Below are 11,921 nucleotides of genomic sequence, written 5' to 3'. Positions count from 1 at the left end.
TGCTAGGCTCGAAGCATATGAAGGTTCTGGTAATCGGTGGAGGCGGACGCGAACACGCTCTCGTCTGGTCGTTGCAGCAGAGTCCCAAAGTAAGTGAAGTCGTCTGTGCGCCCGGCAACGGCGGCATCGCCGCCATCGCGCGCTGCCTTCCTGCGGATGTGAAAGACATTCCCTCGATGCTCGCCGTCGTCGAGCAGGAACAGCCCGGGATGACCGTCATCGGCCCAGAGGTCCCCCTCGCCGCCGGCATCGTCGATGCCATGCAGCAGCGCGGTCTCCGCGTCTTCGGACCCACGCAGGCCGCAGCCCAGTTGGAGAGCAGCAAGGCCTTCGCCAAGGAATTCATGCAGCGCCGCCGCATTCCGACGGCACACTACGCCGTCTGCGCCTCTCTGGAAGAGGTGCGGAAGTCGCTGCCAATCTTCCATACGCCTCTGGTGGTGAAGGCCGATGGCCTCGCAGCCGGGAAGGGCGTAGTCATCTGCCAGACCAAGGCGGAGGCAGAAGAGGTCGCCGCCGGCATCTTCTCCGGCTCGCTGCTCGGATCGAGCGACACCCGCCTGGTGTTGGAAGAGTTCCTGGAAGGCGAAGAGGTCAGCTTTTTCGCACTCTGCGATGGCGCCCACGCCATTCCCATCGCTGCAGCGCAGGACCATAAGCGCGTCGGCGAGGGTGATACCGGCCTGAACACCGGCGGCATGGGCGCATACTGCACTGACGCTCTTCTGGAACCCACGATGGTGGATTGGCTCACCACGCACGTCACTCAGAACGTCGTCGACGGCATGGCGCTGGAGGGCACGCCTTTCACCGGCATCCTGTTCTGCGGCCTCATGATGACGGCTCGCGGCCCCATGGTGCTGGAGTTCAACACACGCTGGGGCGATCCCGAGACCGAAGCAATCGTGCTTCGTTTGGAGACCGACCTCTTCGACCTCTTCGATTCCGCCATCGACGGTCGCGCGAATGAGATCGCTGTCCGTCTGAAGCCCGGCGCCAGCGCCTGCGTGATCGCGGCCAGCGGAGGCTACCCCGGCAGCTATCGTTCCGGTCTGAAGATCGATGGCCTCACCCCGACCAGCGACACCGGCGCCGTGCAGGTCTTCCATGCCGGAACCTCGCTCATGGACCGCGAGTTCCGCACCGCCGGCGGACGCGTGCTCGCAGTCTCCGCCGCTGCCGACGATCTCAAGACTGCACTGGCGATGGTCTACGGCCGGCTGGAAAGCATTCAGTTCGAAGGCATGTTCTATCGCCGTGATATCGGGCATCGTGCCCTGGCAAAGGAAGGATAAAGCATGAGCGCACCTGTTCTCTCCGCAGACGAGATGTTACTGTGGCACACCCAGACCTCAGACCGCTTCCGTGGTCTGTTGGAACAGCATCCTGAGGCTCTCGCCCTCCCCTGCGATATCGCAAAGGCAAGCACGCTCGGCGGCCTGCTACAGCACATCGTCGCTGTCGAGCTGCGCTACGCCGAACGTCTGGCAGGAGTGCCGACGACCGAGTACGACACGATTCCTTACGGCACTGTGGCCGAAGTTTACGCCACGCACGACCGCGCGCTGGAGCTTTATCGGAAGGTGCTTGCCGACAGCAATGTGAACTGGGACGAAGAGATCGAGTTCGTCACTCGCTCCCTCGGCGCGATGGTAGCGACGCGCAAGGCAATCTTCTTCCACGCGCTGACCCACGCCATCCGCCACTACGCGCAGATCACCACGCTGTTGCGTCAGCACGGAATCACCATGAAGTTCCCTCTGGACTACCTCTTCGTAGCCGCGAGACGGATATGAAACGTGCAATGGCCGCTCTGCTGCTCTCCGGCACCCTCTTCGCCCAACAGGGAGTAGTCGTGAAGCGCCTCGGCGCACCGGATGTAAAGATTGAGCCGGCGATCTGGGTAGGCGACCTGCTCTACGTCTGCGGTGTCATGGGCACGCCGGATGAGCCGGGCACACCGCCGGTCTTTCACCAGAACACCGAACAGCAGACCCTCGGCGCCTTCCGCAACATCGAGAAGGTACTGAAAGAACAAGGCCTCGGTCTCGGCGATATCGTACAGATGCAGGTCTTCCTCGCACCCGACCCTAAGACGGGCGTCATGGACCTGGACGGCATGAACCGCGCCTACCAGTCACGCTTCGGAAGCAAAGAACAACCCAACAAACCAGTCCGCGCCACAGTCCAGGTCAGCCGCCTGGTAGTCCCCACCGGCCTGATCGAAGTCATGGTCGTAGCCGCCCGCTCGAAGAAGTAGGGGGCGAACCCATACACTGGGTGCCTCATCCATCGCATATCGGGGTTCCCTCCGAACGTGTTCGGTGGGGTGGGAGCGCGATGGGTGGGAATGTTGTGGTCCCGGCGAATTTGGTTCGCTGAGGTGAACTATTCGAGCGAAGCTCGAATCAGCTGGGAGCATCGGGGTCCCCAGCCAGCTTTGCTGGCAGGGGTAGAGGCGTGGGCTTTCAGCCCACGGTCTATCGGCTCTAAAAGAAATGGGCTTCCTAGCCCTGGGCCTTTTCTTTCTGTAACGAAAGGCCCAAGGCTAAAGCCCATTCACTTTTTATCCTTTATCAGCGGGCTGAAGCCCGCTGCTCCCACCTACCCGGCCTAAACCTTCGCCACCGCCGGCAGAATCTCATCCACATCTACCCATTGCGTCGGATAGTTCCCCGTATAACATGCCGTGCAATAACTGTTGCCATGCGGCTCATACGCTCCACATGCCTTCAACACACCACCAAGCGACAGATAGGCTAGCGAGTCCGCCTCGATAAACTTACAGATCTCATCGATGGTGTTATTGGCCGCGATCAGCTCCTTGGTGCTGGGCGTATCGACACCATAGAAGCAAGGCGAAATCGTCGGCGGACAAGAGATGCGCATATGCACTTCTTTAGCTCCGGCGGCGCGGCACATGCGGACGATCTTACGGCTCGTGGTGCCGCGGATGATCGAGTCATCGATCAGGATGATCCGCTTGCCTTCCAGCAGCGCACGCGACGGATTCAGCTTCATACGCACGCCAAAGTCGCGCACCCGCTGTGTCGGCTCGATGAAGGTACGGCCCACATAGTGGTTACGGATCAGGCCAAAGTTGAACGGAATGCCTGATTCAGCGGAATAGCCGATAGCGGCGGTCACACCGGAGTCCGGCACTGGAACCACCAGATCGGCTTCTACAGCCGACTCGCGCGCGAGCTGGCGTCCCATCTCTTCGCGGCTCTTCTGCACCCAACGGCCAAAGACCTTCGAATCAGGGCGCGCGAAGTAAACATGCTCGAAGATGCAGCTTGCCTGCTTGGTGGTGGTGTTGAAGTAGCGCGAAGTGACGCCGTCTTCCGAAACCATCACCAGCTCCCCCGGCTGCACATCACGCTCGTACTTGGCGTGCAGCAGATCCAGAGCGCATGTCTCCGAGGCGAAAACAAAAGTATCGGGCTTGCCGTCGACGCCGGGAATACGGCCCATGCATAGCGGACGGAAGCCGCGAGGATCGCGCGCCGCGAAGATGCGGTTGCGCGTCATCATCACGATGGAGAAGGCGCCGTCAACTTGCGAGAGCGAGTCGGCGATGCAGTCGACCAGCGTCGTCTCCGCGGAGTGCGCAATCAACTGCACGATGATCTCGGTATCGCTCGTCGTCTGGAAGACTGCTCCGTCGCGCTCCAGACGCTCCTTAGCGGTGCCCAGGTTCACCAGGTTGCCGTTATGCGCAATCGCGATCAAACCCTTGGTCGACTCCACCCGGATCGGCTGCGCGTTCAGCAGTGCCGAGTCGCCCGTGGTGGAGTAGCGGGTGTGGCCAATGGCCATCTGCCCGGGAAGCTTCTGCAGGACGTCGTCAGTGAAGATCTCCGAGACCAGGCCCATGCCTTTGACGTCGATAATGTCTTCGCCGTTCGAGGTGGCGATACCACCCGACTCCTGCCCGCGATGCTGCAGCGAGTACAGGCCCCAGTAGGTCATGCGCGCGGCTTCAGGGTGACCGTACACCGCCATCACGCCGCACTCTTCGCGCAGCTTGTCAAAGGGAGTGGCGTCGAGTTCGATCTCGTCCGGCTGTACGTGATTCATTACGCCAGCACCTCCGTCGCCAGGCGTGATTCAAGAGCCTGGGACCAGACCTGCTTCAACTCACCAACAGCCGCGCGGATCACGTTCTCACTGCCTACCGTGACCGACAGCGTTGCCTCCGCTGTCACTGTGCCGATCGGCTGCGCCATCAATGTACCATCCTTCTCGATCGTGCCCACCAGGGCTTCTACAGATTTATGCGAACAGGTCACCAGGACGGTGGTCGCCGGCTCGCTGAAAAGGGTTTGCAGCCCGCCCAGCTCGGTATCGATCTTCACTTCGGCGCCCAGACCCGCGCGGAAGGTGGCCTTCGCCAGTGCAACCGCCAGGCCGCCGTCCGAAATATCAGAGGCCGAGGTAATGAAGTTCCGCCGCGCCAGCAGCTGCAACATCTGGTGCAGTGCCGCTTCGTTGTCCAGGTCGATCGCCGGAGGAACACCCCACAGCTCGCCCACAACGGTCTTGGCAAACTCGGTCGAACCAAACTCCGCCTGCCAGTTAGACGGCTTGGCGGTATTGGGCGAGATCAACACGATGACATCGCCAGCCTGGCTGAAGTGCGCCGGAGTCGCCTTGGTGACGTCGTCCAGAATGCCGACAATACCCAGCACCGGAGTCGGATAGATGCCCACGCCGCGCGTCTCGTTGTAGAGCGAGACATTGCCGCCGGTCACCGGGGTGCCCAGCGCGTTACAGGCCTCTGCGATACCGTCGATCGCGGCAGAGAGCTGCGCCATGATCTCGGGTTTCTCCGGATTACCGAAGTTCAGACAGTTGGTCGCGGCCACCGGCTTCGCGCCGGTGCAGGCGACCTTACGTGCCGCCTCGGCGACCGCGTGCTTCGCGCCGGTCAGCGGATCGAGATAGCACCACCGTCCATTGCCCGCCAGCGCCATCGAAAGCGCGCGGCTGGTGCCCTTGATGCGCATCACACCTGCCTCATTGCCCGGGCCCTGCACCGTGTTGGTCTGCACCATCGAGTCGTACTGCTCAAAGACCCAGCGCTTGTCGCAGATATTCGAGGCGGCCAGCAGCTTTGTCAGCGCGGCGGTATAGTCCACAGCCTTATCCAGCACACCCGCCGGAGCTTCCTTCGCCACCGGAGGCGCCCAGGTGCCAACCGGACGGTGATAGAGCGGAGCATCGTCCGTCAGCGACTCATTCGACAGGTCAGCCACCAGCTCACCGTGATGGAAGATGCGCATCCGGTTCTGGGCAATCACCTTACCGACGATGCGAGCATCCAGACCCCACTTGGCGAAGACATCCAGAACCTCCTGCTCGCGGCCCTCATTGGCCACCAGCAGCATGCGCTCCTGCGACTCCGACAGCATGATCTCGTAGCTGTTCATGCCGGTCTCGCGCTGGGGCACATTGTCCAGCTCGACCTCGAGCCCGACGCCGCCACGGGCGCCCATCTCGCAAGTGGAGCAGGTCAGCCCTGCGGCGCCCATATCCTGAATACCCGCAACCGCGCCCGGAATCTGCATCACCTCGAGGCAGGCCTCGAGCAGCAGCTTCTCCATAAACGGATCGCCCATCTGCACATTCGGGCGCTTCTGTTCCGAGCCTTCCTTGAACTCCTCGCTGGCCATGGTCGCGCCATGGATACCGTCGCGGCCGGTCTTAGCGCCGACATAGATCACCGGATTTCCAATACCGGTCGCCTTGGCATAGAAGATCTCATCGCGCTTCACCAGGCCCAGCGCAAAGGCGTTCACCAGCGGATTGCCGCTGTAACAGGGCTCAAACCGCGTCTCGCCGCCCAGGTTAGGAACTCCGAAGCAGTTGCCGTAACCGGCGATGCCGTGAACCACACCCTCAACCACGGCGTGATTCTTGTGCGTGATCTCCTTGGGCAGCGTTGTGTCGTCCAGCGGACCGAAGCGGAGCGAATCCATCACCGCCAGCGGACGCGCACCCATGGTGAAGATGTCGCGCAGAATGCCGCCAACACCCGTCGCCGCGCCCTGGTAGGGCTCAATGTAGCTGGGATGGTTGTGGCTCTCGATCTTAAAGGCGCATGCCCAGCCGTCGCCGACGTCGATGATGCCGGCGTTCTCGCCAGGACCCTGGACGACCAGCTCGCTCTTCGTGGGAAGGCGCTTCAAATGGACGCGCGACGACTTATAGGAGCAATGTTCGCTCCACATCACCGAATAGATGCCCAGCTCCGTCAGCGACGGAGTACGGCCGAGCGCCTGCTCAATACGAGCGTATTCTTCGGCGGTAATGCTGTGCAGTTTGAGCAGCTCGGGAGTTATGCGAGCCGGAGTGGGAACTTGGGTGGCCTGGGCTTGCGTTTCGTTAGGCATAGCTTGGCTACCTTGATTGTCGCACGTTGCTGCCCGGTTACAGTGCGCGACGGCTGCACCGGAAACAGTGCACCCGTGGATTTCCCGCTATTTGAAAGAGTTAGCCCACACCGTGTTTGGCCCAGGTCCCCCCAAGGGACCTGGGACGTCGAGCGCAGCTCGATCTGCTTTTTTTTGTCATCTCGTAGCGACAGCGGAGAAATCCGCTTCTCTACCCAGAAACTATCTCGCCTCGTTTATGCCCCAGTCGACCCAAAACCACCGGCCCCACGCGGAGCCTCAGCAATCACCTCAGACTCCTCAAAGTGCGCCGTCAACCGTTGCACAATACGAAGCTGCGCCACACGATCACCAACCGCCAGCGTGATCGGCTGCTGCGACAGGTTAGTGATCACCACCTTGATCTCACCCCGATACCCAGGATCGATAACACCGGCCAGCGTGGTGACACCCTTCACGGCCAGGCCGGAACGGTCCTGCACCAGCGCCCCATAGTTATCCGGAAACTCCATGGCCAATCCGGTAGGCACCAGAGCCGTCTGCCCCGGCGTGAGTGTCGTAGCCTCAGCGGCATAAAGATCAGCCGCCAGATCCCCCCACGGACCATCATGCGCATAGCGCGGCAAACGAGCTTCAGGGTGAAGGCGACGGGTACGAATCGTAATCGGATGTGACATGACAGTTTCGATTGTTGCACGCAAACCTGTGGGGTTTTCAATAAGAGGCCCATACACCGGGGCGCCCCAAATACGCTGGGTGCCCCATATCTCGGCTACGCCGAGATGTGGGTATTCGCGCTACGCGCGAACCGTCTTTTTGTTTGTCATTCGCAGCGAAGCGGAGAAATCTGCTTCTGTACCATGTCTTTCCGGTTCTATACATCAACCTACCTTAACCACCCTGGTAAAGCCTCCATGAAAACCACCAAGCCGCCATTTGTTTCTGGCTATACTGCTATCTCCAATCGCAGGGGTGCAGCACCATGGCCGAAACACTCAGTTCGCAGCAGGTCGTCGACATCACCAAACAACACAACTTCGGCACCTGGCGCCGGGGCAAACAATGGAACCCGCTGCACGTGGTTAGCGGTGACGGTTGCTGGTTTACCGACGCCAACGGAAAGCGCTACCTCGACTTCTCCGCACAGCTGATGTGCGTGAACCTCGGCTACAACAACCAGGCTGTGATCCAGTCGATCCAGCAACAGGCCGCCGAGCTCGCATACATCCAGCCTTCCTACACGACGACAGCGCGCGCCGAACTGAGCCAGTTGCTGCTGGAGATCCTGCCCAAAGGCCTGACTAAGTTCTTCTTCTGCACCTCAGGCACTGACGCAAATGAGGCCGCCTTCAAGATCGCCCGCATGTATACCGGCAAGACCAAGATCATCGGCCGCTATCGTTCGTATCATGGCTCAACGGCCTCCTCGATCGGAGCCACGGGCGATGCGCGCCGATGGCCCTCGGAGCCTCGCAGCAAACTGCCCGGAGTAGTCTTCTCTCCCGAGGTGAACTGCTACAAGTGCCCACTGAAGCACTCGTATCCAGACTGCGGCATCGCCTGCGCGGACTACCTCGAATACATGATCCAGAACGAAGGCGACGTCGCCGCCGTTCTTGCCGAAACCGTCGTGGGCACCAACGGCGTACTGATCCCGCCGCCCGGCTACTACCAGAAGCTGCGCCGCATCTGCGACGAAAATAATGTCCTATTGATCGCCGATGAAGTGATGGCCGGATGGGGACGCACCGGCAAGTGGTTCGCCATCGACCACTGGGGCGTGCAGCCCGACATCCTCACCACCGCCAAAGGAATCACCTCGGCCTACGTCCCGCTCGGTCTCACCGCTGTCTCCGAAAAGATCTCTGCCTTCTTTGAAGACAATCTCTTCGCTCACGGCCACACGTATGAGGCACACCCATTGACACTGGGCCCAGCCATCGCCACCATCCGCGAGATGCAGCGGCAAGGCCTGGTAGAACGCGCCGTCGAAGTAGGCGCCTACCTCGGTGAAAAGCTGCAGGCCCTGAAGGCGAAACATAAATCCATCGGAGACGTCCGCGGCCTCGGACTCTTCTGGGCAGTCGAGCTGGTAAAAGATCAGGCAAAGAAGACACCCTTCAATGTCTGGCAGGAAAAGCTCGACGGCAAGACCCTGGTCGTCGACCAGATCGCCGGTAAGATGATGGCCTCCGGAATCTTCCTCCAGGCCTGGATGAACCACTTCGTCATCGCCCCACCACTCATTGTCTCCAAAGAAGAGATCGAGTTCGCTCTCACTGCGCTGGACGAGCACCTGGCCATCGCAGATGCGCTAGTTGCGGATTAGTTGAATGGTGACCTTCGCCTCGCCCATACACCGGGTGCCCCATATCTGCGCCGCGGGGTCCCCGACGAACTACGTTCGTTGGGGTGCAAGCAGATGTGGGATCCCTTGGTCCCGGGCGAACGTGGGGTGAACCGTTCAAAAGTTGTCTTCCTGCGACATCGTCAAGACCTTCCTTTCCAAACCGTCCACGAAATGCCAACCTTACTGCCGAAGCTGTGCGTCGGCCCACTGGCGGCAGTCACCAGACTGTATTCCAGCGGTGTCACCTGCAGCGCAAGCTTCTCATTCAGTTTCCATTGCACTCCGCCACCCACCTGTAAATTGAACGCGTGTTCCACCATGCCCGCGGAAGAGGATCGCTGGTCTCCTCCCTGCAGGTAGCAATATGGGTTGAGTTTTGCGTTCTCACCTCCGAAGGTGAGTTGCGGACCAATCACGAAGTTCTGCTGCCGTACCCCCTCTCCATGCAGAGCGCCAAAATAGTTATCCACCTCGGCCGTGATCGCCAGCGTGTGGGAAAGATCAAACTGCGCAGCACCGAACCATCCGTTGAGATTCGTTCGCAGGCCCTGTCCCTGGTCGCTGTTCTGATAGTTGTAGCCGGCCGTCAGATCAAGCTGGCGTGACTGGGCCAGCAAAGACGACGTCAACAGCAATCCGCAGAGTGCAAGCTTCAACATGATTCACGGCCTTCCGGAGTGAGTAAGCAACATCAGCGGAAACGCCGCAATCGCCGCCACGACAATAAGGGCCAGGAAGAACATCCCCACCGCCGTATTGCCTTTGGTATTTACATGGCGACCCATAAGCTTCTCATCGGCTGCGGCACGCAGAATCGGGTAGTAGGTCAGCGGCATAATGGCCATTCCGAAGATGATGGAAATATTTATAAGTTGAAGAGGCCGCACCCCGGAAAACGCGATAACTGTCCCCAGCACAAGCATTCCAATCCAGGTCGCGGTGTAGATTGGCACGGATCTCGCCGGCAGGTTCTTACCCCATGGCCAGTTGAAAAACTGGCAGACGTTATAAGCACCCGAAAGAGCCGTCTCCACCGCCGCCCCTCCAATGCATGCAAGCGTTCCGACGATGGCGATCGTCAGCACTCTCTGCCCAAAGGGAAACGATCCCGCAAAGACCGCTGTGCTCAATTGCTCTGGAAAAATGCCATGAGGCAAAAACAGAATCACGCCAAGCACCATCAGGCCGACGGTCAGCAAAGAACCCAGAAGCGATCCCAGCGATGCCACCATCAGATTTTCGCTCAGATCCTCGGGTTTCCAGTCCTCTTCCATTGCCCCTGACGAATAGAAATGAACCTCATACTCCATCAGCATGGCGCTGAAGATTCCAACGGCGAAATAGAGATACAGCAGTATCTGATTTCTTCCCGAGGGATGCCACGTCGGCGAAAGTCCAGCTACCAGTTCTCTCCAGTTCGGATGGAGCGTATAGGCGGAGATCGCAAAGACGATCATCAGCAGCCCGGAGAGCCCGAACAACCGCTCAATCCACTGAAAGCTCAGAACGAAGATCAGCACGCCTAATAAAGCTGAAACACCGACCAGAACCGTTCGTTCCGGCCAGCCGGTAAGCAGATGGACACCAATCGCGAGGCCGCCTACTTCCGCGGCGCAGGTCAGAAGGTTCAGCAGATTCGACGCAATCAATGTCGCCAGCCCAAGCTTCGGGCCGAGCCGCGTCCGCACCACCGCGAAGACCGGTTCCTGTGCGACAACGGCGACGCGGCCGCACATCTCCATGTAGACGATAATGGCGACTGTTCCCAGCACGATCGCCCAAAGCAGGCGATAACCAAAAAGAGCCCCCGCTTGCGTGGTAAAGACAATCTGGCCAAGGTCAACAAAACCGCCAAGCGCGGTCATGATGCCCAGCGTAATGCCAAGCAGCTTCTTCATCGCAAAGAGTCCTCGAGACTCTTGCTCTTGTGCTGGATCTCGTCCATGCGGTCGACCGCGTTTCCGGCCGGCGCGTCAGACAGCTTTGTCAGTTCTTCTCGCAGGGCAGAGGCTTCCATGCGCGCCTCCTGCAATACCGTCTCGTGTCCATTGGAGCTTTGAGCTTTCGCTAAGGTCTGAAGGTCCTCATCAGCCTGGTCGCGCAGATACCTGAAATGCGCCGATGCGAAGGTGCGTGTCACTCTGTCTTCTTGGACCTGCCGGGAGAACATCACAGCCTCTGACGCAACAGATCCCAGAGTCTTGAGCTCTGACCGAAGTTCATCATCGCTGAGAGACTTGCTCTTACCGCATCCGGAGACGCTCAGAGTCAGGATGGAAAGAGCACAGGTTATCGTTATCCTGCGCACAACCCTTTGATTCTGCGAACCTGATCCGGGTTGGACCACGACGGCGCTTACTTCACCGCCCCGGCACTCGTCCTCGGCTCAACCCCACGAAGACTAAAACTGGCAATGCTCGCAGGATTCGAATTAGCCCGCACCTGCAACGTCCCCAGCGCTTCAAACGCCGGCGGCTTCTGACTATGCAGCCGAAACACAAGCACCCCCGGCTGCACCTCCTTCGCCGACAGCAGAGCAAATCCCCCGGTCTGCTCCCGCAAATCCATCTGCGCCGCAACAACGTCGTCACTCGCCAGCGTAGGAACAGCATTGGCTAGGTCGGCCGCACTCGCCTGGTTGAAAGCAGCCAGCCACTTATAAAGCAGATGCCCCGCCGGACTGTCAGGAATCAGCCCGGTCTGATTGCCATAACGAGGCAGATGAACCAGCAGCGTGGGATGAACCGGACTCACATGATCTCCCTTACGCGCCGGCACCGGAGCATCCGCCGGATCGGAAAGCACAATGGTGTCGATCTGGTTCGGATCGTCGTTGTCATCCGCAGGAGCCCTCGCCGAAGCACTACTGCCGGACGAACGTGAGACCTCATCCTCATCCGGCCTGAAACGAATGTGCCCATTGTGACGCAACGCATACGCAACCGCGAAGAGCACGGCAATCGCCACCACCATCGCGAGCAGCACAGCACTACGCCGTATCGGCTGCCGCTCACTGACATAGAACCGCGGAGCATTCGGAACCACGTGTCTCTCGGGAAGGGGCTGCATAAGACGTGTGGCCTCTGCACATTCCATGGCGCGCTGCATCAACAACGACCGCAGCCGCTATCAATAGTCTAGATTGGACGGATACAAATGTTGTCATCCCGAGCTGA

At 59.8% G+C, this 11,921-nt stretch carries 11 protein-coding genes; 4 read left to right on the top strand and 7 right to left on the bottom strand.

Features of this window, described 5'->3' with window-relative positions; all coding sequences use genetic code 11:
* The first annotated feature begins 17 nt into the window (after positions 1-17).
* From purD to OHL21_RS11095, 3 genes are read left to right on the top strand one after another with little or no spacing between them, the layout of a single operon-like run.
* A complete protein-coding gene (purD, locus tag OHL21_RS11105; RefSeq protein WP_263417338.1) occupies positions 18-1,295 on the top strand; it encodes a phosphoribosylamine--glycine ligase in 1,278 nt (425 codons plus the stop codon).
* Positions 1,296-1,298: 3 nt separating this feature from the next.
* Positions 1,299-1,796 carry a DinB family protein gene (locus OHL21_RS11100; RefSeq protein ID WP_263417337.1) on the top strand — a complete coding sequence of 166 codons (498 nt, stop codon included), beginning with the start codon at positions 1,299-1,301 and terminating at the stop codon, positions 1,794-1,796.
* Entirely contained in the window at positions 1,793-2,260 is a 468-nt protein-coding gene (locus OHL21_RS11095; protein ID WP_263417336.1) for a Rid family hydrolase, read from the top strand. Before OHL21_RS11100 ends, OHL21_RS11095 begins: the two co-directional genes overlap by 4 nt.
* 353 nt (positions 2,261-2,613) lie before the next feature.
* Here OHL21_RS11095 and purF read toward each other — a convergent pair whose 3' ends face one another.
* The 3 genes from purF to dut all read right to left on the bottom strand — a co-directional run bounded on the left by purF (position 2,614) and on the right by dut (position 7,072).
* Positions 2,614-4,080 (bottom strand): amidophosphoribosyltransferase, encoded by a 1,467-nt coding sequence (purF, locus tag OHL21_RS11090; protein WP_263417335.1) that lies wholly within the window; start codon positions 4,078-4,080, stop codon positions 2,614-2,616.
* On the bottom strand, positions 4,080-6,395 hold the full coding sequence (purL, locus tag OHL21_RS11085) for a phosphoribosylformylglycinamidine synthase subunit PurL (protein WP_263417334.1): 2,316 nt from the start codon (positions 6,393-6,395) through the stop codon (positions 4,080-4,082). The genes purF and purL overlap by 1 nt, the downstream gene beginning before the upstream one ends.
* A gap of 236 nt (positions 6,396-6,631) precedes the next feature.
* Positions 6,632-7,072, bottom strand: a complete 441-nt coding sequence (gene dut / locus OHL21_RS11080) for a dUTP diphosphatase (RefSeq protein ID WP_263417333.1) — start codon at positions 7,070-7,072, stop codon at positions 6,632-6,634.
* A 305-nt stretch (positions 7,073-7,377) separates the two neighbouring features.
* Between dut and OHL21_RS11075 the strand changes: the two genes are divergently transcribed.
* Positions 7,378-8,724, top strand: a complete 1,347-nt coding sequence (locus OHL21_RS11075) for an aminotransferase family protein (RefSeq protein WP_263417332.1) — start codon at positions 7,378-7,380, stop codon at positions 8,722-8,724.
* A 161-nt stretch (positions 8,725-8,885) separates the two neighbouring features.
* Here OHL21_RS11075 and OHL21_RS11070 read toward each other — a convergent pair whose 3' ends face one another.
* From OHL21_RS11070 to OHL21_RS11055, 4 genes are read right to left on the bottom strand one after another with little or no spacing between them, the layout of a single operon-like run.
* Positions 8,886-9,404 (bottom strand): hypothetical protein, encoded by a 519-nt coding sequence (locus OHL21_RS11070; RefSeq protein WP_263417331.1) that lies wholly within the window; start codon positions 9,402-9,404, stop codon positions 8,886-8,888.
* A 3-nt stretch (positions 9,405-9,407) separates the two neighbouring features.
* The gene (locus tag OHL21_RS11065) at positions 9,408-10,643 is read right to left on the bottom strand and encodes an NRAMP family divalent metal transporter (RefSeq protein WP_263417330.1); all 1,236 of its coding nucleotides are present in this window, start codon (positions 10,641-10,643) and stop codon (positions 9,408-9,410) included.
* Entirely contained in the window at positions 10,640-11,053 is a 414-nt protein-coding gene (locus tag OHL21_RS11060) for a hypothetical protein (RefSeq protein WP_263417329.1), read from the bottom strand. Before OHL21_RS11060 ends, OHL21_RS11065 begins: the two co-directional genes overlap by 4 nt.
* A gap of 47 nt (positions 11,054-11,100) precedes the next feature.
* Complete coding sequence (locus OHL21_RS11055; RefSeq protein WP_263417328.1) at positions 11,101-11,814, bottom strand: hypothetical protein; 714 nt, start codon at positions 11,812-11,814, stop codon at positions 11,101-11,103.
* Positions 11,815-11,921 lie beyond the last annotated feature (107 nt).

Source organism: Terriglobus albidus, from assembly GCF_025685425.1.
Taxonomy (GTDB): Bacteria; Acidobacteriota; Terriglobia; order Terriglobales; family Acidobacteriaceae; genus Terriglobus; species Terriglobus albidus.
This window is presented reverse-complemented; position numbering and strand designations above follow the sequence as displayed.

Bases quoted from the DNA above. Each gene is read 5' to 3' on its own strand.
- purD (WP_263417338.1), top strand. From the start codon at position 18: ATGAAGGTTCTGGTAATCGGTGGAGGCGGACGCGAACACGCTCTCGTC.
- OHL21_RS11100 (WP_263417337.1), top strand. From the start codon at position 1,299: ATGAGCGCACCTGTTCTCTCCGCAGACGAGATGTTACTGTGGCACACC.
- OHL21_RS11095 (WP_263417336.1), top strand. From the start codon at position 1,793: ATGAAACGTGCAATGGCCGCTCTGCTGCTCTCCGGCACCCTCTTCGCC.
- purF (WP_263417335.1), bottom strand. From the start codon at position 4,080: ATGAATCACGTACAGCCGGACGAGATCGAACTCGACGCCACTCCCTTT.
- purL (WP_263417334.1), bottom strand. From the start codon at position 6,395: ATGCCTAACGAAACGCAAGCCCAGGCCACCCAAGTTCCCACTCCGGCT.
- dut (WP_263417333.1), bottom strand. From the start codon at position 7,072: ATGTCACATCCGATTACGATTCGTACCCGTCGCCTTCACCCTGAAGCT.
- OHL21_RS11075 (WP_263417332.1), top strand. From the start codon at position 7,378: ATGGCCGAAACACTCAGTTCGCAGCAGGTCGTCGACATCACCAAACAA.
- OHL21_RS11070 (WP_263417331.1), bottom strand. From the start codon at position 9,404: ATGTTGAAGCTTGCACTCTGCGGATTGCTGTTGACGTCGTCTTTGCTG.
- OHL21_RS11065 (WP_263417330.1), bottom strand. From the start codon at position 10,643: ATGAAGAAGCTGCTTGGCATTACGCTGGGCATCATGACCGCGCTTGGC.
- OHL21_RS11055 (WP_263417328.1), bottom strand. From the start codon at position 11,814: ATGCAGCCCCTTCCCGAGAGACACGTGGTTCCGAATGCTCCGCGGTTC.